At 41.7% G+C, this 21,010-nt stretch carries 20 protein-coding genes and 2 tRNA genes; 20 read left to right on the top strand and 2 right to left on the bottom strand.

The genetic code is table 11. From position 1 onward, the window contains the following. Positions 1-11 precede the first annotated feature (11 nt). From sdhB to ACXACN_RS09320, 12 genes are all read left to right on the top strand, one after another. Positions 12-776, top strand: a complete 765-nt coding sequence (gene sdhB, locus ACXACN_RS09375; protein WP_474963970.1) for a succinate dehydrogenase iron-sulfur subunit — start codon at positions 12-14, stop codon at positions 774-776. Between the two features lie 921 nt (positions 777-1,697). Beyond that, a complete protein-coding gene (locus ACXACN_RS09370) occupies positions 1,698-4,022 on the top strand; it encodes a sensor histidine kinase (protein WP_474963969.1) in 2,325 nt (774 codons plus the stop codon). After that, positions 4,019-4,669 (top strand): response regulator transcription factor, encoded by a 651-nt coding sequence (locus tag ACXACN_RS09365; protein WP_474963967.1) that lies wholly within the window; start codon positions 4,019-4,021, stop codon positions 4,667-4,669. Before ACXACN_RS09370 ends, ACXACN_RS09365 begins: the two co-directional genes overlap by 4 nt. 94 nt (positions 4,670-4,763) lie before the next feature. Then, entirely contained in the window at positions 4,764-4,988 is a 225-nt protein-coding gene (locus tag ACXACN_RS09360; RefSeq protein WP_008635211.1) for a helix-turn-helix domain-containing protein, read from the top strand. Positions 4,989-5,190: 202 nt separating this feature from the next. After that, on the top strand, positions 5,191-5,628 hold the full coding sequence (locus ACXACN_RS09355) for a MarR family winged helix-turn-helix transcriptional regulator (protein ID WP_474966841.1): 438 nt from the start codon (positions 5,191-5,193) through the stop codon (positions 5,626-5,628). Between the two features lie 21 nt (positions 5,629-5,649). Beyond that, positions 5,650-6,471 carry a glutamate racemase gene (gene racE, locus ACXACN_RS09350; protein WP_474963966.1) on the top strand — a complete coding sequence of 274 codons (822 nt, stop codon included), beginning with the start codon at positions 5,650-5,652 and terminating at the stop codon, positions 6,469-6,471. Positions 6,472-6,728: 257 nt separating this feature from the next. Then, positions 6,729-7,832: a GerMN domain-containing protein gene (locus ACXACN_RS09345; protein WP_474963965.1), complete on the top strand. Its 1,104-nt coding sequence runs from the start codon at positions 6,729-6,731 to the stop codon at positions 7,830-7,832. A gap of 138 nt (positions 7,833-7,970) precedes the next feature. Then, positions 7,971-8,729 carry a ribonuclease PH gene (rph, locus tag ACXACN_RS09340; RefSeq protein WP_474963963.1) on the top strand — a complete coding sequence of 253 codons (759 nt, stop codon included), beginning with the start codon at positions 7,971-7,973 and terminating at the stop codon, positions 8,727-8,729. A 1-nt stretch (position 8,730) separates the two neighbouring features. Further along, complete coding sequence (locus ACXACN_RS09335) at positions 8,731-9,324, top strand: XTP/dITP diphosphatase (protein ID WP_474966839.1); 594 nt, start codon at positions 8,731-8,733, stop codon at positions 9,322-9,324. A 14-nt stretch (positions 9,325-9,338) separates the two neighbouring features. Then, positions 9,339-9,863, top strand: coding sequence for a metallophosphoesterase (locus ACXACN_RS09330; RefSeq protein ID WP_474963962.1), 525 nt, complete (start codon positions 9,339-9,341; stop codon positions 9,861-9,863). Between the two features lie 267 nt (positions 9,864-10,130). Beyond that, a tRNA-Gly gene (locus ACXACN_RS09325) sits at positions 10,131-10,204 on the top strand. Between the two features lie 27 nt (positions 10,205-10,231). Then, positions 10,232-10,305, top strand: a tRNA-Arg gene (locus ACXACN_RS09320). Between the two features lie 208 nt (positions 10,306-10,513). On the opposite strand, the gene ACXACN_RS09315 is transcribed toward ACXACN_RS09320, so the two are convergent. Beyond that, positions 10,514-10,903: a thiol-disulfide oxidoreductase DCC family protein gene (locus ACXACN_RS09315; RefSeq protein ID WP_474963961.1), complete on the bottom strand. Its 390-nt coding sequence runs from the start codon at positions 10,901-10,903 to the stop codon at positions 10,514-10,516. Positions 10,904-11,282: 379 nt separating this feature from the next. Here ACXACN_RS09315 and ACXACN_RS09310 point away from each other — a divergent pair, with 379 nt between their 5' ends. Beyond that, a complete protein-coding gene (locus ACXACN_RS09310) occupies positions 11,283-11,447 on the top strand; it encodes a hypothetical protein (RefSeq protein ID WP_474963959.1) in 165 nt (54 codons plus the stop codon). Positions 11,448-11,530: 83 nt separating this feature from the next. On the opposite strand, the gene sda is transcribed toward ACXACN_RS09310, so the two are convergent. Next, positions 11,531-11,677, bottom strand: coding sequence for a sporulation histidine kinase inhibitor Sda (gene sda, locus ACXACN_RS09305; RefSeq protein WP_202410038.1), 147 nt, complete (start codon positions 11,675-11,677; stop codon positions 11,531-11,533). A 281-nt stretch (positions 11,678-11,958) separates the two neighbouring features. Between sda and ACXACN_RS09300 the strand changes: the two genes are divergently transcribed. The 7 genes from ACXACN_RS09300 (at position 11,959) to ACXACN_RS09270 (ending at position 21,000) form a co-directional block, all read left to right on the top strand. Further along, on the top strand, positions 11,959-12,939 hold the full coding sequence (locus tag ACXACN_RS09300) for a tetratricopeptide repeat protein (RefSeq protein ID WP_474963958.1): 981 nt from the start codon (positions 11,959-11,961) through the stop codon (positions 12,937-12,939). Positions 12,940-13,085: 146 nt separating this feature from the next. Next, on the top strand, positions 13,086-14,372 hold the full coding sequence (gene tig, locus ACXACN_RS09295; RefSeq protein ID WP_474963956.1) for a trigger factor: 1,287 nt from the start codon (positions 13,086-13,088) through the stop codon (positions 14,370-14,372). A 333-nt stretch (positions 14,373-14,705) separates the two neighbouring features. Beyond that, a complete protein-coding gene (gene clpX / locus ACXACN_RS09290; protein WP_160915501.1) occupies positions 14,706-15,983 on the top strand; it encodes an ATP-dependent protease ATP-binding subunit ClpX in 1,278 nt (425 codons plus the stop codon). 265 nt (positions 15,984-16,248) lie between these two features. Continuing rightward, a complete protein-coding gene (gene lon / locus ACXACN_RS09285; RefSeq protein WP_474963955.1) occupies positions 16,249-18,579 on the top strand; it encodes an endopeptidase La in 2,331 nt (776 codons plus the stop codon). Further along, positions 18,569-19,156, top strand: a complete 588-nt coding sequence (gene yihA / locus ACXACN_RS09280) for a ribosome biogenesis GTP-binding protein YihA/YsxC (protein WP_474963954.1) — start codon at positions 18,569-18,571, stop codon at positions 19,154-19,156. The genes lon and yihA overlap by 11 nt, the downstream gene beginning before the upstream one ends. Before the next feature lie 261 nt (positions 19,157-19,417). Beyond that, positions 19,418-20,248, top strand: coding sequence for a transporter substrate-binding domain-containing protein (locus ACXACN_RS09275; protein WP_474963952.1), 831 nt, complete (start codon positions 19,418-19,420; stop codon positions 20,246-20,248). A 137-nt stretch (positions 20,249-20,385) separates the two neighbouring features. After that, on the top strand, positions 20,386-21,000 hold the full coding sequence (locus ACXACN_RS09270; protein WP_474966838.1) for an amino acid ABC transporter permease: 615 nt from the start codon (positions 20,386-20,388) through the stop codon (positions 20,998-21,000). Positions 21,001-21,010: the final 10 nt, after the last annotated feature.

Genomic DNA, 21,010 nt, shown 5'->3' with positions numbered 1-21,010 from the left:
AGGTAACGATCATGAGCGAAAATAAAACGGTCACGATGATCATCACTCGTCAGGACCATCCTGATGAACCATCTTATGAAGAAAAATTCGAGATTCCGTATCGTGAAAATATGAACGTCATCTCTGCGCTTATGGAAATTCGTCGTAATCCTGTTAATGCAAATGGTGAACAGACCACTCCTGTTTATTGGGATATGGGCTGTCTGGAAGAAGTTTGTGGTGCGTGTTCCATGGTGATTAACGGAACGCCTCGTCAATCATGTACAGCGCTTGTTGACCAGCTGGAACAGCCAATTCGCTTAGCACCTATGACGACATTCCCTGTCAACCGAGATTTAGCTGTTGACCGCAGTCGGATGTTCGATTCATTGAAGAAAGTGAAAGCCTGGATCCCGATTGACGGGACACACGATCTTGGTCCAGGGCCTAAAATGCCAGAAAGTAAACGCCAATGGGCATATGAGTTATCCAAATGTATGACATGTGGAGTTTGCTTGGAAGCTTGTCCGAACGTTAATAGTAAGTCGGACTTCATCGGACCTGCTCCATTGTCTCAAGTTCGTTTGTTCAACTCTCACCCTACAGGAGAAATGAACAAAAGTGAACGATTGCAGACCATTATGGATGCAGAAGGACTCATGGGTTGCGGAAACTCACAAAACTGTGTTCAATCCTGTCCAAAAGGAATTCCATTAACAACTTCAATTGCTGCACTTAACCGTGACACAGCTATTGAATCTTTCAAAAGTTTCTTCGGAAGCGATCAACGCGTTTAATATTACTACTAGAAGAAGTCTCCAAATTTTTTGGAGACTTCTTTTTTCATATTTCCTTCTTCAATAAAAGCTCCCGTTTGTGGAAGACTCAGTTTCGAGATGTTTGTAAGAGGTTCTAGTGCTCCGGGAAAAGGTTCGTCTAGCTCCATCGTCCAGACACTCGCGCCATAAGCAAAACAGCAAAGGAATGAAAAATCGCATTCCGTTGCTGTTTTGCTTATGCCAGTCGTGTCTACCAGGACAATTCCGCATTTGAACACTTTCCATGGGGCGGGCGGTGAGCCTCCTCAGGCTGCGCCTTCCGGGGTCTCACCTGTCCCACACGTCCCATAGGAGTCTCACCGTTTCCCTCCGCCCCTTTACCATGTAAGGGTCTCGAAACTACTTACGGGATCATCTGTTTTATCCACAAGGAAAGTGTAGGATATTAATTTCCATGCCCGATAATCTGAATACGGAAGTATGGTATAAGGCACTGTGCCTTCAACGCCGAGTTAGTAGAAAACACTCTTCCCTTCTAAGCAGGCATTAAGCTTTAGAGTTTTGAAATAAGCTTTATGTTATGGATGTTTGCTTTGGAGGGGGGAATGACCCATTTTCCTTAATCATACAAGCTGATTTTCTAGGTGTGATTTCAAGAGTTTCCCTTGGCAAAGGGGCGGAGGGGAATGGCGAGACTCCTGCGGGAAGAGAGTGCTTGGTGAGACCCCACAGGACGCAGTCCGAGGAGGCTCAACGCGCTCCCGCGGAAAGCGAGTCATTCCCCTCCGCCCCTACCCACTGCACAAAAGTCTCGAAATCAAGCCTTCAAGAATACTCCCAAATAGCTTAATAAATATTGTTGAAAAAGACTATGGGTTGTAGGCTGTAAGTTCCATAGTATAATAGACTTGGTTGAATATTGTACGAAGGTGGATTTATATGCTTAATTTCAAATGGTCTCAGTGGCTGGTTCTATCCTTTTTCATCTTATCTGCTTGTTACATGATGGTATTATCCGTCACACAGCCATACCTTGGTATAACCGTGAACGAAAGACAAGGAGAATGGGTAGTTAATTCAGTCCACATTGGAAGTTGGGGGGATCGCCACGGGGTTCCGGTTGGAGGTGAAGTCATTTTAATAGATGAAGCCCCTCCAGAAGAGCATCGTTCTGTTTCGATGTTTAATGAGTTAGAGGGAGCAAACTCATTCTCAATCCAACACAATGGACAAGAGACTTCCTACGATAATATCGAAAATTCAAGTGCCATTCATTGGTTGTTGTATATTGTTCTCCCTGCTCTTTTCTTTTTAGTTATCCTGGGTATATCTTACTTGGTCCATAAAAGAGTGCCTAAAAGATATTCGGCTGGGCAGTTGATTCTATTTTTCTTAGCCATTGCAACCGGATATATAAGCAACAGCGGTGCAGTAAGGGATGATTTGTACAGTTTATTCTTAAACACAGGATTATTCTTATTTTCACCTGTGATATTGATTCATTTCTTATATAATTATTTTCAGGAACTCCATATATATTGGTTTTCTAAGAAACTCGTTTACTTGTTATACCTAACTGTTGGAATTGTATCCTTGCTTGAAGGATACTTCCTTACCGTACAAGCTTATCCAGCTTTTTTTGAGCCGATTCCTGGTGGTCTGCTATTGATTTTGTATATTATTTCTTTTTATATCATTTACCGAGGGCTGTTTATCCACAAAGATGCAGCAGTCGGACCAATTTTTAAATACATGGCTATAGGAATGACGATTGCGTTCTTTCCTTATATTCTGCTTTATTTGATCCCTGCTCTAGCTTTTGGAGTGAAGGTGATTTCACTAGAAGTTGGAGGGGTGTTTCTCATCGCTTTACCGATCACCTTCATGTATTTGGTAACGAGAGAAAGATTGATTGATATTGACTTTGTCATGACGCGAGTCAGATATTACATGATTCTTTCTGTACTTCCGAGTCTAGCTCTTATGTTTACGGTCGGTTGGCTTGTAGAAGGGGATCTATTTCTTGTTAGTTACATTCAAATGTTCTTGTTGTTTCAATCTTCTTTAGTCTTATTCTTATCTGCAAAAGAAGTGTTGGATTTCAGACTGCAGCGTTATTTGTTTTCTGCTCGATATGGCTATCAGGAGAGTATGCACCGGATGGCTCAGGACATGAAGGATCAATCCAATGCCGTTGATTTAATGAAGGTCATGCGTGATGAAGTGAAAAACGTACTGAATGTTCGGGATATTTACATTTATTCCAAGCACAATAAACGAAACATGTATTGCGTGTATGACCAAATACCTGATGACATCATCGATCATTTTGACGAGCATCTGAACGATCACCAATATGATATAGGTTCTGTAATTGAAACGGAGAAAGGTTTTGGAGTTATTGTAGGCTACTCCTTGGAAAAGCTCACAATGATGTGGTGTAAAGGAAAAAAAGACTACACAAATCTGAACCGTGACGAGAAGACGTATTTACAAACTATTTCTCATAATGCGAATATTGCCATACAGAATATGAACACCATTGAGGATCTTCTAAAAGAACTCCGTAAATTGAGAAGTGATCAAACACAAAAATATCCAATCTGGCTTTCAAGGCTGTTGTTTACAATTGCTGAAAACCAAAGAAAACAACTTTCCATTGATTTGCATGACACCGTGCTTCAAGAGCAGCTGTACCTTTATAGAAAAATGGATGATTTGATTAGACACAGAAATGATTTAACTCCAAGTCTGCATGCGGAGTTGATGGTTTATAAAGAATCCCTCCTTGATAGCATTCACCTGATTCGTGAGACGTGTAATGAGCTGCGTCCAGCATTTATAGAGGAGATGGGTCTTGTTCAATCATTAAAGAATTTAATTCATCAATACCAGCTTCGCTCGAACTTTACGGTTTATTTCACAGATGAACGTTTTGGAGCAGAACTGGATCAAGAAAGGATTCTAGCTGTCTTCCGAGTTGTTCAAGAGCTTCTGACAAACGCTATGAAACATTCAGATGCAAAGATTGTAAAACTATCTTTATCCAACTATGAGAATCAAGTGATGCTTCTGTATTCAGATAACGGAAAAGGTATGGACTATTCCGTTCAACGTGACTTGTTCTCCCATATTGGGTTATCCGGCATTGAACAACGAGTCAATGGTCTAAATGGACACCTGGAAATTGAGACCGCACCAGGCGAAGGGTTTAAAGCGATGATAACGTTTCCGATTGAGTCGAAAAGGGAGGTCCAAGTATGATGAATGTGTTAATCGTTGATGATCACCCTGCCGTAGGGGCAGGTACGAAGTCGATGCTCGAACAAGAAGGGGACATGCAAGTGGATGTCACTCATGAAAACGAAAAAGTAGAACCCCTTTTAAAAGAAAAGAAATATGATATTGTTCTATTGGATTTATATATGCCAGGTATAAACGGAATTGAGTTGGCGAAGAAAATTCGGAAGTCCTATCCTGATTTGAAACTACTTATTTATACGGGTTTTGATTTGAACACCCACTTCAATATGCTGGTGGAAGCGGATATTAATGGTTTTGTCAGTAAAACAGCAACTAGTGAGCAACTAGTAACAGCCATCCGTTGTGCGTGGAGGGATGAGGTAGTTATTCCTATTCATTTGTTCAAACAGTTGAGAAGGTCTGAGGCTAGTGTAAGTTCTCCTTCTGAAACCGAGGAAGGGAATGGTTTTTCTTTGAACGAAAAAGAACAGTCCATTTTACAGGAAGTGGCGTCTGGATATACGAACAGGGAAATTGCCCAAACCCTTCACATGTCGCAGCGAAGTGTGGAATACACCTTGACCGGAATCTTTAATAAACTGAATGTCAGGTCGCGTACGGAGGCACTCTTCAAAGCGCAAGAACTCGGGCTTGTGTCTAAATCATGAAAGCGTAGCACAGGGCGGCCTCCCTGTTCATACGATACAGAGACTAAATAATTCCCCTCATATAAGCTCAGGGACAACAAGGAGGGGTACGCTTGTGAAGGAGGACGGCTATCGGCCAACACAAATTCTTACCAAGCGGGAGCGAGAAGTTTTCGAGCTTCTAGTACAGGATAAGACGACACGTGAGATCGCAAAAGAGCTCTTCATCTCAGAGAAAACTGTGCGGAATCACATCTCGAACGCAATGCAAAAGCTAGGGGTGAAAGGACGTTCCCAGGCAGTGGTAGAACTGCTGCGTATGGGGGAACTGGAATTGTGATCTCCATAGAACAGCAAACCATTGCTTTTGAGAAGGAGGGGGTCCTTTCAGGTAGGGTTGCGTTTGACGCAGCCAAACCTGAAAGGGTTTTTCTTATAAAGAGAAGTTAGACCTTGAATTTTTCTGCTGAAACCATGAGAATGAGATTTATAAAGTATTTTCGTTAGGAGTGCTGAATGTGACAAAATCACAACAGACGTCCATGATGGCTGATGTAGAGAAAGAGTTGAGATACATAGCCGGGATTATCAAACAAAGAGGACGAGTCATTTTAAATCATTACCCAATTACAGCTCCACAATTCGTTGCTCTTCAATGGTTAATGGAAAAAGGAGACATGACGATCGGAGAGCTCTCCAACTATATCCACCTTGCTTGCAGTACAACGACTGATCTTGTAGATAGAATGGAAAAGAACGAGCTTGTCGAGAGAGTTCGTGATCCTAGAGACCGTCGTGTTGTTCGCATTCATGTGTTGGAAAAGGGAGAAAAAATCATCCATGAAGTTATTGAGAAACGTCAGAATTATCTCGAAGAAGTCTTGAAGGACGTGCCGGAAGAGGATGTGGAAACACTGAACCGCTTACTTCGCGTTCTCCATGAAAACATGAAAGAGACAGACAAAGAACCAGACAACTAAGATATAAAAGAGGGATGCGAATTGAAACAACCCATAGGAGTCATAGATTCTGGAGTAGGCGGTTTGACGGTAGCTAGAGAATTAATGCGCCAATTACCAAAGGAAACTTTTCTTTATTTAGGCGATACCAAAAGGTGTCCATATGGCCCTCGGTCAGAGGAGGAAGTCCGAGCATTCACATGGCAAATGGTGAATTTCTTATTAGAGAAAAACATGAAGATGTTGGTGATTGCTTGTAATACAGCCACTGCCTATACCCTTAAAGAATTGCAAGAAACGCTGGATATTCCTGTCATCGGTGTCATCGAGCCTGGGGCTCGTGCTGCTATTAAATTCAGTCGAAATAAAAGAATTGGTGTCATCGGGACGGAAGGAACCATAGAAAGTAAAGCCTATCCGAATGCCCTCTTAGCCATTGATCAAAACATCCGAGTCAACGGTCTCGCCTGTCCTCCTTTCGTACCAATGGTGGAAGATGGAATTCTATCCGGCCCAAGAGCAAAAAGAATCGTTTCCAATACCCTGCGACCTCTAAAAGATATGAATCATATTGACACTCTTATTTTAGGTTGCACTCACTATCCATTGATTAAGGATCTAGTGCAAAACGAGATGGGGAATCATATTCAAGTCATTAGTTCTGGAGAAGAAACAGCTAGGGAAGCTAGTTTGATCCTTGCTTATCACAAGTTGTTAGAGAAAGAGAATACCTCCCCTGTTCATGAATTTTATACAACGGGAGATATTGAAAAGTTCCGCTTGGTAGCAAATAGTTGGTTTGATACCCCTGTACAAATTCTTAAATCCGTACAAATTGAACATGTTCCGAGCTCTGCTTACTAAAGGAGAGCTTTTTTTTATATCAAAATGATGGAGAAGAAGATCCAGCTTCTAGTTTTGAGTGCGCTGTTCAGTCGCAGTAATTAAAACTATGGAGATGGGACAGGTAGAAAGACTTGAGTACCATACTTTGAAAAATAATTAAATTCCGTGTTCATCCTGTTACAAAATGATCTGCCATTCATTCATGAAATTCTCTGGTCTATTCCCTCAAGGGGCTCGTATATATGGTAGTACAATCTATCTCAGGAGGGAAAACTATGAAGAAATACGGCTACAAACCCTTTATACTCACGGTTTTATTGCTGTTGAGTGCAGGGTTGCTTTCAGGCTGCCTTTTTGAAGGAGAGCAATCATTAGAGAAAATGGATACACCTGAAGAGGCGGTTACAACAACGCCAGATCCGAGTAGTGATGCCCCTCTTCCTGAAGGAGAAGGTGAAAATACAGAAGGGGAAGATGGAGAGGGGGCTGAAGATGAAGCTTCTTCAGCAACGGTCGCTCGTGAGTTGTATTTGTTGGATGCGAACGGCATGGTTGCTCCCCAGACACTAGAATTACCGGTTTCAGAAGAGGTGGCGACACAGGCGCTTGAGTATATGGTAAAGGATGGTCCTGTGACGAACCTTCTGCCAAATGGATTTGAAGCGGTCCTTCCTGCTGGTACAGAAATTCTTGGTGTGAATGCTAAAGAGGATGGAACGCTTATTGTAGATGTATCGGAAGAATTCAAAAATTACGCTGCAGAAGACGAACAGAAGATTTTACAGGCTATGACTTATACACTGACTCAGTTTGAAAATGTGAAACGAATGAAGCTTTGGATCAACGGTCACGAGCAGCAAGTGATGCCTGTTGACGGGACCCCTATTTCTAAAGGGGTATCCCGTGCCGACGGGATTAATCATAGCGTCGGGAACAACACGGATATTGTAAATAGTGAAGCGGTTACGGTTTATTTCCCTGCCCAAAATGGGGAGCAGGTCTATCAAGTTCCAGTGACCACTCGGGTCACTAAGGGCAGTGACGAATTTACAGCTATGGTACAGGCATTGCTGGAAGGGCCTGAACTTGGCAGTGCCCTCATGAATCCTTTCAATGAAGGGGCAGAGTTGGTCAAATCTAAGTTGAAGAATGGTGTTCTTACTGTTTCATTTAATGAGAACATATTGACGAGTGTAGAAGAGCAACCGTCCTTATCTGATGCGGCTTTGGCAAGTCTTGTGATGAGTCTTACCGATCAAGCAGATGTGGAATCAGTCGAGGTTCATGTAGATGGTACAGAACAAGTGTTCAACGAAGCTGGGGAACCGTTGGCTGAGCCTGTTTCAAGACAAGATATTAATGGGGCAGAAGCGATGTAGCCATTAAATTGTCCAGAGAGCGCTTCAAAAGTGAAAAGCTTTTGAAGCGCTTTTTCATTTGATCTTTAACTACCTCCGATATGTAATTTGTGTTAAGATGGGCAAGGATAATGGTGTACGAAAAGGAGGTCATTACTGATGAGAAGTGATCATCGGGAAGTAAACGAACTAAGAAAAGTAACAATTGAAACGGATTATGTAAAGCATCCAGAAGGGTCCGTACTGATAAGCTTTGGAGATACAAAAGTAATTTGTAATGCCAGCGTAGAGGATCGTGTACCTCCTTTTTTACGTGGACAAGGAAAAGGCTGGATTACTGCTGAATATGCAATGCTGCCTCGTGCTACAGAACAAAGGAATATCCGTGAGTCTTCTAAAGGAAAAGTCTCAGGGCGTACAATGGAAATTCAACGATTGATCGGACGTTCCCTTCGTGCGGTTGTAGACTTGGATAAAATTGGTGAGCGCACCATCTGGGTGGATTGTGACGTCATCCAGGCTGACGGAGGAACACGTACGGCTTCCATTACGGGAGCATTTGTAGCTGTCGTCTTAGCTTTAGGCAAGTTAGTAGAGAAAAAAGCAATCAAAGAATTGCCAATTACAGATTTCTTAACGGCCATTTCTGTGGGAGTAATGCCTGATAAGAGTGAGATCTTGGACCTTTGCTATGAGGAAGACAGTAAAGCCCAAGTGGATATGAACGTAATCATGACCGGAAACGGTGAATTCGTTGAATTGCAGGGAACAGGAGAAGAAGCAACATTCTCTATGCAGCAGCTGCAAAAGATGTTGTCCCTAGCTGAGGAAGGCGTTTCGGACCTCATTAAACTCCAAGAAGAAGCAATTGGAGAATGGTCAGATGTCATCCGTACAAAAGTGGAGGCAGCTAAGTGAAATGAAAGAGTTAATTGTTGCCACGAAGAACCCAGGTAAAGTGAACGAGTTTCGGGAGATGTTTTCCAAATATGAGATTTCTGTAAAGTCTTTGTTAGATATCGATCGTTCCATAGATATAGAAGAAACAGGTACGACATTTGAAGAGAATGCCGTCATTAAAGCGGAAGCAATGGCGGAGCAATTTGGCGTTCCTGTCGTGGCTGACGATTCAGGTTTAGAAGTCGATGCCTTGAATGGGGAACCTGGTGTTTACTCCGCCCGTTATGCAGGAATAGAAAAAGATGACAACAAAAATACAGAAAAACTTTTAAAAGCACTTCAAGACGTACCCGAATCAAAGAGAATGGCCCGTTTTGTCTGTGCTGTAGCAGTCGCAAGACCTGGTGAAGACACCTTTGTTAGAAGAGGGACGTGTGAGGGATCCATTGCTACTGAATCTCAAGGAACGAATGGTTTCGGTTATGATCCAATTTTCATACCAGAAGGGTCTTCCCGTACGATGGCTGAACACACTTCTGAAGAGAAGAACGCAATCAGTCACCGTCACCACGCCATACAACAAATCGAAGAGTGGTTGAAAACTCAAAGCTAAACGAGGTGAAACGTATGCCGAAAGTTTTAATCGTAAGTGACACCCACGGCTTAAAAAAAGAAGTGATGGAAATTAAAGAAAGACACCAGGATGTCGATGCGATGATTCATTGCGGAGATTCTGAACTCGACTATGATTCAAAAGAATTGGAAGACTTTACTTATGCAAAAGGGAACTGTGATTTCGAACCAGGAATGGAAGAAGAACAAATTCTTCAAGTAGGAGAAATAACCTTCTTGGTCACTCACGGACATTTACATCAAATCAAATCAACTTTGATGCCCCTCTCTTACCGTGCAGAGGAAGTCGGTGCTCAAGTTGCCTGTTTTGGCCACTCGCATATTGCAGGAGCAGAGAAAGTTGGCGACACACTATTCATTAACCCAGGAAGCGCAAGGCTTCCTAGAGATCGTGAAGAGCCAACCTATGCGATTTTAGAATGGACTGATCGAAGCGACGTTCACTTACAATTTTATCATGTGAATGGGGATCCTATGCCCGATCTCCAGATGTCAACAGCACTTGCAGCGAAGAATTAAATTCTTTGCTGCAAACCTGTTGACATTTTCTCATATCCTTAATATAATAATTCTTGTCCGCTTCACAAGACATCAACAAAAAAGGGCTTAATTAAAAGTAAGTTTTCTACTTTGTGGGTATAGTTTAATGGTAAAACCTCAGCCACGAGCAGAACTTCTTCCGAATAAGCTGCGAGTTGCCCCGACGGATATACTCCCTTGAGTAATCTAGAAGAGGAAGGGGCATGAGTGGTACGATTACAAACAAAGCCAAAGAATATTAATGATGCGGGTGTAGTTTAATGGTAAAACCTCAGCCTTCCAAGCTGATGACGAGGGTTCGATTCCCTTCACCCGCTCCAATACATATTTAAAACTTTAATAAGCATGTCCCAGTAGCTCAGCTGGATAGAGCAACAGCCTTCTAAGCTGTGGGTCGGGAGTTCGAATCTCTCCTGGGACGCTATATAAAAATGCTTCCTTTGCTTTGGCAAAGGAAGCATTTTTATGTTCAATAAAGTGAAAGGAATAACCACTCATAAATCAAATGATTGTATTGTAAGAGTGAAACAGGAAATTGTTCAGGTTTGACCCAAGGTACATGGTGGGCTGCATGATTACACAGCCCAGTAATTCTACTATTGAACGCCAGGAAAGAAGCGGATTGAAATTTATAAGAAACGTTTTCTTATCTCTGGTGAAGGGAGCTGACAGGCTTCTTGTTTACCGAACCACTTGTAACGATTTTTAGCCACAAAATTGTAAGCCCAATCCCTTATCGCTTTAGGGACAATTATCAAAGCAAACCCCATTTTCCAAAAACCCGTCAAATATTTACATATCCTCAAAGCTGCCGTGGACCGAATGTAGGACTTGGAACCTTCGATGAGGACGATACTGTCCACTTCAATTGGAATTTCAAATTTCCTCATGAGTGTGCGTCCAACATGGCTTTGTTGAGAAGCAAATGTAAAAAGTCCTTCAGGATCTCTTTTAATAATGAACTGCACATTTTGATTGCAAAAATTACATTCCCCGTCAAATAGGATAATCCGTTCCATTTTCATCACCTCTACAAACATTTTATCACGTAAACATTTTAGTTTCTTAAAAAAGTGTTCTCAACAAGAGGCACAACACACGTACTCTTCATACGCTATCGTGTAGAGGAGTGATTCTTTTGATAGCCTTCGCTTATATCCTGATTGGTGTGTTTTTCTGCTTCCAACAACAAGAACCGATTGACCAAAGTAAAGAAGAGCGATCTTTATATATGTTGGTGTTATTAGGGTGGATCATTCTTTGGCCAGTATTCTTAATCCATTTCTTACTTAAAGGTAAATATAGGGTATAGAACATGGTATTAACTCACATATGAAATCCTTCTCAAGCACACAATAGAAATGGCTACTAAGCCAAGTGATTTGAGGAGTGATCAGGATGGAGAAGAAGAATGTTCAGTGGTTGCCGATTGTCGCTTCTATCGGAATCGGTGCTGCCACTTACAGCATGATGACTGGTCAGGCAGGGCAATTGCAAAACGTCATCCCAAGCATTGCTAAGATGTCTGGGCAAAGCCAGAGCAACCCAACCTCTAATCAATAAAAAAAGGGTGTGCTCGTTGAGCACACCCTTTCTATATTCCTCTATAATAACGTTCCCATTTTGAGCGAACGTTTGATGTCGATTCATGTTAGTTGGAGATTTTCTTTTGGCAATTCCATAGATCGCTTATCAATTTCCTTCGTCAACAAATGAACGAATTCATCATCTAGTTGAAGCTTAACGGACTCTATGTACGTTTCCAGCAGTGTTTGATCATCTAGCAATGACAAAACGATACATCCCCTTAAATTTATAATTCGGTGAAATTTTATTCACATTCACTTATTTTAGCAAAAAATATGAATTCATCATGAGTACAAAGTCCTGTTTTTGCAATTATGATACAAATGATGATTCTTTTTTGCGTATAGAATCTGAATGTATAAGTGTTTTCTTTGTGTTTGTCTTGAATATACTTTAGTATATCCTAATAAGCTGAATGAATAGAGGTTTGAAAAACTTACGATAAGGTTAGAATGAGGGAAGTATGAACTCTAGGGAAGGGTGTCTTATGGAAAATAAAAACGGGAACTTAGTGATGTTCCCAAAATGGAAAACCACTTTGGAACGTGTAGGACTGGAGGCATTGAAGGAAAAAAGATATAAAGATGCTTCAGAAGCTTTGGGGCCACTGGTGGAATATGGGGTGGCAAATGCAGATGTCATTACAGGTCTTTTGATGAGTTGGATAGAACTCGGGTTGTTCGATGAAGCGGAAGAATTATGTCAGGAGCAAATGAAGGAAGATTACGACCAATACTACCATTATTTACATATCTATATCACCATCTTATTTCAAAGCAATCAATATGAAGAAATTATCAACCTTTTGGAAGAAGTGTTCGAATCAGAAGAAATTCCTCATCAAAGCCGTACACAGCTCTGGCAGATGTATGAGGTAAGTAGGAAACTTCTAGAGGATCGCCATAAAGAAGAAGGCTCTAAATATTTTGATGAGTTTATGAATGCATTAGATTCTGAAGATATACATAAGCAATGGCAAGCGGTTGACCAATTGAAAAAGCAAGCTCCTGACACTTTTGCAGATGACTTTCAACGTGTTTTAATGAACGAGTCCGTTCACCCAATCATTAAAACGGCCATCTTAGAATGGTTCAGGGATGCAGGGTGGCGTGAAGAACTGACAATTAAAAAGTTTGGGCAAAGATCTACGGTTGTTCCTGCGGAATTAACCCAGCTTCATTCGGATTACATTATTAAGCAGATTCAAATGAGGCTCGGACAAATTGAACAAAACAACCCAACGATGTATGAAATGATTAATCGTCTTTTATACCATTATTGTTATGTGCGCTATCCGATCTATCCGGATGAAAAGGAAGTTCCTATTCTCGTCGAGGCACTTAAGCAAATTGGACATGAATATTTGCAGCTCCCATTGTCCAATAACGAAGAACTGGAAAACGTTGAGAAATACAAATCCGAAATTGAATTATGTGAACAGCATTATGTATTGATCGTAGGTGAGTAAATGAAAAGCTCACGTCTTGAAAGGCTGTAGGATTATGTTATAATGTAGTGGTTGCAAACGAGATTCGTATGTAAAAAGAGTCATAGAATCATCAGATCATCGTCTTCGGACGAAAATGAATGAATAGATGTTGGAGGGAATTTTTTATGTCAGCAAAATGGGAAAAGCAAGAAGGCAATCAGGGAACTTTAACAGTAGAAGTACCTGCAAGTGAATTTGACAAAGCACTTGACCAAGCCTTCAAAAAAGTAGTTCAACAGGTACAAGTACCTGGTTTCCGTAAAGGTAAAGTACCACGTAAACTTTTCGAACAGCGTTTCGGAGTGGAGTCCCTTTATCAGGATGCCCTTGATATTGTTCTTCCACAAGCTTACACAGAAGCTGTTGAAGAAGCAGGAATCGAACCTGTAGATCGTCCAGAAGTAGACGTGAAACAAATCGAAAAAGGTCAAGACCTTGTATTCACAGCTGAAGTTACTGTAAAGCCTGAAGTTAAACTAGGCGATTACAAAGGACTTGTTGTAGAAGAGCAAGATACAGAAGTATCAGAGGAAGATGTTGAGAACGAACTAAAACAAATGCAAGAGCGTCAAGCTGAGCTCGTTGTTAAAGAGGATGCAGCTGTTGAAAATGGCGACACAGTCGTTATGGACTTCGAAGGTTTCGTTGATGGCGAAGCATTCGAAGGTGGACAGGCAGACAACTACTCCCTAGAAGTTGGTTCTGGTTCCTTCATTCCAGGTTTTGAAGAGCAGCTTGTTGGTAAGAAAGCAGGAGAAGAGACTGACGTTGAAGTAACTTTCCCTGAAGAATACCACGCAGAAGATCTAGCTGGTAAATCTGCGACGTTTAAAGTCAAAATTCATGAAGTAAAAGGAAAAGAACTTCCTGAGCTTGATGATGAATTCGCGAAAGATGTCGACGAAGATGTCGAGTCTCTTGAAGAACTGAAGACGAAAACTCGTGAGCGTCTGGAAGAGCAAAAGAAAACAGATGCTGAAAACAGCAAGCGTGACACCCTTGTAACGCAAGCTTCTGAAAACGCAGAAGTTGAAATTCCAGATGCAATGGTGGATACAGAACTTGACCGCATGGTTCAAGAGTTTGAACAACGTCTTCAAATGCAAGGCATGACAAAAGACATGTACTTCCAGTTCACAGGTCAAGACGAAGATGCCCTACGTGAGCAAATGAAAGAAGACGCAGCGAAGCGTGTGAAAACGAACCTGACTCTTGAAGCGATCGCAGAGGCAGAAAACGTTGAAGCATCTGAAGAAGATGTGAACGCTGAGCTTGAGAACATGGCTTCCATGTATCAAACAGATGTTGCTCAATTGACGCAAATGCTAGGCGGGAATACTGACATGATCAAAGAAGATCTTAAAGTCCGCAAAGCCATTGACGTTCTAGTTGCAAATTCTAAAGCTGAATAATAAACTAAGAAGACAAGGTGCATGATCGTACCTTGTCTTCTGATATATTTATATATTTTAGAGTATAGAGGCAGAGATTAATGGGGAAGATAATTGATACTTCTCCAGTTGTTTACATACTATAGTAATGGTGCTTGATTGTTTGACTTATCTGCCGTTGAATTACATAATGAGGATGGTGCAGGAAAAGTTGCGCACACCTCTGAATAGGTATTGCTTTTTTGTTTGAAGTGAATCTGATATGATGGGCAAAAGAAGTGAAGTGGAAACGTAGCGTCGTATCATGAAACTTCAGTCGCAACGATTGCGTCATTATAATAAGGGGTGAAACGTATGTTTAAATTTAACGATGAAAAAGGACAGTTGAAATGTTCTTTCTGCGGTAAAAGTCAGGAACAAGTCCGTAAGCTCGTTGCAGGACCTGGCGTATATATATGTGATGAATGTATTGAACTTTGTACGGAAATCGTTGAAGAAGAACTGGGTAATGAAGAAGAAGTGGAATTCAAAGAGGTACCGAAGCCTCAAGAAATCCGCGAAATTCTCAGCGATTATGTCATCGGCCAGGATCAAGCTAAAAAGAACTTGTCAGTAGCCGTTTACAACCATTATAAGCGTATCAATGCAGGTGTGAAAAATGATGATGTCGAACTTGCGAAAAGTAACATCCTCATGCTCGGACCTACAGGTAGCGGTAAGACACTACTTGCTCAAACACTGGCACGTATTCTGAATGTACCATTTGCCATTGCAGATGCTACTTCCTTAACAGAAGCGGGTTATGTAGGTGAAGATGTTGAAAACATTCTTTTGAAGTTGATTCAAGCAGCAGATTATGATGTTGAAAAAGCTGAAAAAGGAATCATCTATATCGATGAGATTGATAAAGTTGCCCGTAAATCAGAAAATCCATCCATTACGAGAGATGTGTCTGGTGAGGGAGTGCAGCAAGCGCTTCTAAAAATTCTTGAGGGTACTCAAGCGAGTGTACCTCCACAAGGTGGTCGTAAACATCCTCATCAAGAATTCATCCAAATCGATACAACAAATGTGTTGTTTATCGTTGGAGGAGCTTTCGATGGCATCGACCAAATCATTAAACGTCGCCTAGGACGAAAAGTGATTGGCTTCGGTTCTGAACAAGCAGCAGATGAAGCAGAGAAGAAAGAATTGCTGACAAAAGTGCTTCCTGAAGACTTGTTGAGCTATGGATTGATTCCAGAATTCATCGGCCGTCTTCCAGTCATCGGCAGCCTCGAGCAGCTGGATGAAGATGCGCTTGTGGAAATTCTTACAAAACCGAAAAATGCACTTGTGAAGCAATATCAGAAACTTTTCCAAATCGACCATGTCGAATTGGAGATGGAAGAAGATGCGCTTCGTGAAATCGCACGTCTAGCTATAGAACGTAAGACAGGGGCTCGTGGACTTCGCTCGATCATCGAAGGGATCATGCTGGATGTCATGTATGAACTTCCTTCACGTGATGACATTGAGAAATGTATCATTACGAAAGAGACAGTCACTGCTAAGAATGGGCGTCCTAAGCTCGTTTTAACAGACGGTACTGTTGAAGATGATAATAAACAATCTCCTAAAGAGAGTGCGTAAACCTTAAGGAATAATATTTAAGAAGCCGTGCTACGATGTTGATGTAGCACGGCTTCTGTATTATTGCTTTAATAAAAGCGGACAGGTTGCTACATAAGCATGAAAGGTTGGTTTCTGTTCATAATAAAGTATTAGGAGCGAACCCCTTTACAGTCAATGGTTAGGGGATTTCGGTGTTGGGATGATTTGGTGCCGTTTCGTTTACTTTCCAAGTACATTTATATATGATAAAAATACGTAGTTGCAATAATCGGAGGTGCAAGAAATGACGGATAAACAAAGTACAAAGATACCTCTACTTCCTCTCAGAGGATTGCTCGTGTACCCTTCCATGGTCCTTCACTTGGACGTTGGTCGTGAAAAGTCGGTGCAAGCGTTAGAGCAATCCATGATGGATGACAATGAAATTTTTCTCGTGTCACAAAAAGAAGTAAATATTGATGAACCATCGAAAGATGATCTTTATGAGGTTGGAACCATTGCCAGGGTTAAACAAATGGTTAAATTGCCCAACGGCACCAATCGTGTTCTAGTGGAGGGTTTATATAGAGCCCGGGTAGAGCGATTAGTGGATGATGAGGACTTTTATCATGCGAATTTTTCAAAAATTGAGGATGAGCATGTAGGAGAAAATGAGGAAGAAGCCCTCATGCGGACGCTGATGGACCAATTTGAGAAGTTCGTAAAAGTGTCTAAAAAAGTAAGTCAGGAAACCTTTAATACCGTGGCGGACATTGATGAACCGAGTCATATGGCCGACATGATTGCCTCCCATTTGCCGGTAAAATTAAAAGAAAAGCAGTCGATTTTAGAAACAGCGAATGTGAAAGAGCGACTTCAAAAACTTGTCGATATGATCGGTAATGAACGTGAAGTTTTGCAAATCGAGCAAAAGATCGGCAAAAGGGTTAAGAAATCCATGGAAAAAACGCAAAAGGAATACTATTTGCGTGAACAAATGAAAGCGATCCAAAATGAACTTGGCGATAAAGATGGGAAATCAGGTGAAGTGGCTCAGCTTAAAGAAAAAATTGAGCAGGCTCAAATGCCTGAACGAGTAGAGGAAGTCGCTTATAAAGAGCTTGGAAGGTACGAAAAAGTTCCACAAAGCTCAGCGGAAAGTTCAGTTATCCGAAATTACATCGAGTGGCTTGTGGCTTTGCCCTGGTCCAATGAGACAGAAGACAATCTTGATGTAAACCGTGCCGAGAAGATTTTGGACGAAGACCATTATGGTTTGGAGAAGGTCAAAGAGCGCGTGCTCGAATATTTAGCGGTTCAGAAGCTGACTCAAACCATAAAAGGACCCATCTTGTGTCTGGCTGGACCACCAGGAGTTGGAAAGACTTCACTTGCTAAGTCCATTGCACGTTCCATCAACCGTAAATTTGTAAGAATCTCTTTAGGTGGAATCCGTGATGAAGCCGAAATCCGGGGACATCGTAGGACTTATATCGGGGCTATGCCGGGACGTATCATCCAGGGCATGAAACGCGCAGAGACTGTGAACCCAGTATTTTTACTTGATGAAATTGATAAAATGGCGAGTGATTTCAGAGGAGATCCTTCCTCCGCTATGCTGGAAGTGCTCGATCCAGAACAAAACGGAACGTTCAGTGATCACTTCATTGAAGAGAACTATGACCTATCGAAAGTCATGTTTGTCGCCACAGCTAATAACATTTCGAACATCCCAGGACCGTTGCGTGATCGAATGGAGATCATCACTATTGCCGGCTATACAGAAGTTGAGAAAGTCCATATATCTAAAGAGCATCTGCTTCCTAAACAAGTGAAGGAGAATGGCTTGAAGAAAGGACAGTTGCAGTTACGCGATGACGCGCTCTTGAAGTTGATCCGTCGGTACACGAGAGAAGCGGGAGTTCGGGGTCTTGAGCGTGAATTAGCGAGCCTATGCAGGAAGGCTGCGAAAATCATCGTTTCTGGTGAAAAACAACGTGTCGTTGTGACGGAAAAGCAACTGGAAGAGCTTCTTGGACGCCCGAAGTTCCGATATGGCCGGGCTGAATTGGAAGATCAAATTGGAGCAGCAACCGGTCTGGCTTATACGACAGCAGGTGGAGATACTCTATCGATTGAAGTTTCAATCTACCCTGGTAAAGGGAACCTTACATTAACAGGAAAACTCGGTGATGTGATGAAAGAGTCTGCACAAGCAGCTTTCAGCTATATTCGTTCAAGGGCGAACGAACTGAACATTGATCCAGAGTTTCTGGAAAAGAACGATATCCATATTCACGTTCCTGAAGGGGCAACACCAAAAGATGGTCCTTCAGCCGGTATAACTATGGCTACTGCCCTCGTATCAGCATTGACAGGGCGCCCCGTCCGTAAAGAAGTGGGGATGACGGGGGAAATCACTTTACGGGGACGCGTATTGCCGATTGGTGGTTTGAAGGAAAAATCATTGAGCGCTCACCGTGCAGGATTAACAAAAATCATCATACCTGATGAAAATGAAAAAGATTTAGAGGATATCCCAGACAGTATTAAGGAAGGTTTGAATTTTGTCCCTGTAAAGCATTTGGATGAAGTTTTAGAACAAGCATTAACGGAGGCAGTACATGAAAGTTAACTCTGCAGACATCGTCATCAGTGCGGCGAGCAAAAAGCAGTACCCAAAAGCACCGATTCCTGAAATTGCACTGGCAGGAAGATCGAATGTTGGTAAATCATCATTTATCAATCGGATGATTCAACGAAAAAATTTAGCGAGGACTTCTTCGAAGCCCGGTAAAACGCAAACACTAAACTTTTATATCATTAATGACAGATTCCACTTCGTCGATGTTCCCGGTTATGGATATGCAAAAGTTTCTAAAAAAGAACGCGCGAAGTGGGGAGCTATGATGGAGGAATATTTTGCTGAGCGTGATCAATTAAAAGCAACAGCATTAATCATCGACATCCGTCATAAGCCAACAGAAGATGATCAATTGATGTATGATTATTTAAAACACTTTGAGCTGCCTGTCATGGTCATTGCAACAAAGCTTGATAAAATTAAAAAGGGCCAGCGGCAGAAACAACTGAAAATGATTCATGAAGTTTTGGAAATGGAAGAGGAAGATGCGTTGATTCCTTTTTCATCAGAAACGGGCGAAGGCAAGGACGTGGCATGGAAGACGATGCTTTCCCACTTGAATCTATAATGATGACACCACTTCTCTATTTTAGAGGGGTGGTTTTTTGTCGTTAGAAATGTATATTCATGCAAAATTATATTATTTCAAAGCAAATTCATGCATTTATGCGAAAATCATGGCATTTAGTAGGCCAAGCTTCTCAATAGCAAAATTCGGGATTTTTTGGACTATGTTTAATTTTGGGAATTGTTTGATAAATAGATATAATTTAAAGTGTTGCTATTATTACAGAGAAATGACAAATTGATGAAGGGGAGAATTTTGGTTATGAGAAAATATTTATTGATGATTTCCCTGAGCCTTTTGATGGTCTTTGCGCTCGCTGCCTGCGGCGGAAGTGACGATGAGGGTGAAACTTCAGGGGATACAAATGAAAGTGATTCAAGTGATTCTTCAGAAGAAACAGCTTATGATCTAGTAGAAGATGGGAAGTTCACGTTTGCTGCTTCTGGTGAATTCCGACCGTTTAGCATGACAGATGCAAGCGGTGAAATGACAGGTTTTGATATTGACGTTGCGAATGCTGTTGCCGAGGAGTTGGGACTAGAACCAAACCCTCAAAAGCAGAAATTCGCAAGTATCGTTGAAGGTGTGAAGACAGGCCGTTTTGATGCGGCAGTAGCTAGTCACACGATTACAGAGGAAAGACAACAGGAGGTAGATTTTTCTACTCCATACTATTACTCAGGAGCACAAATTTTCACTAGATCGGATAGTGATGTTGAATCTCTAGAAGATTTGGAAGGAATGGAAATTGCTATTTCGAAAGGTTCGACATACAGCAAGTATGCAGAAGAAGTGACAGAGAATATCAAAACTTATGATAGTGATGTTGTCGCTTTGCAATCCCTGTCCAAAGGTCGCCATGACGCGGTAATCACAGATTTCCTGACTGGTAAAGAAGCTTCAGGTGAAGGTCTTGAAATCGAAGCGAAAGAAATGATTGAGCGTAGTGAACAGGCAGTCGCGGTTGCAAAAGAAAACGAAGCCCTACTTGAAGAAATCAACGCAGCTCTAGAAACACTTCGTGAGAATGGAACACTTGCTGAAATTAGTAAAGAATACTTTGGTGAAGACATTACAACTCTACCAGAGTAACCGCTCGATTTTCAGTTAAAGACCGAAGTTAAGAAGAGTGCGCAACGAGCGTACTCTTTTTGACATTAAAGAGGAGTTGAAGTGAATTGTATTTGTATTCTGCTAACTTTTGGACAGCACTGATTGAAAGTCGAGGCATGTTTTTTGAAGCGGCACAAATGACTCTAGCCCTTACGGCGGTCTCGATTTTAATTGCGATCGTCATCGGATTACTGTTTGCTTTTATGAAAATATCCAAAATTAAACCGTTGGAATGGCTTGCTTATATTTATATTTATGTGGTTAGGGGAACCCCTCTGATTGTTCAAATATTCGTGTTCTACTATGGATTGACAGAAGTTTGGATGATCAGTGGCTTCTGGTCCGTGGCTCTTGGACTTGCTTTCCACAATGGCGCCTATATTGCAGAAATATTCAGGGGTTCTATCCAGTCCATCGGTAAAGGTCAAACAGAAGCTGGGCGTTCACTTGGAATGAGCGGTGCGTTGACGATGAGACGTGTCATTTTGCCACAAGCCTTTAGACGTGCATTGCCTCCACTTGGGAATCAGTTTATCATTGGTTTGAAGGATTCATCGTTAGCTGCATTCATCGGTGTATCCGAAATATTCGCTGTTGCCACCACACAAGGGGCAAACACATTCGACTATATGACATGGTTGCTCGTAAGTGCTGTATGGTATTTGATTCTCGTATTTATTCTGACGCTTGTTGTCAGTGCAATTGAGAAGAAAATGGCTGTGAGTGACTAACAGAGGAGGA

The sequence above is a fragment of the Halobacillus sp. AWM4_238 genome (genome assembly GCF_056158265.1).
This window is presented reverse-complemented; position numbering and strand designations above follow the sequence as displayed.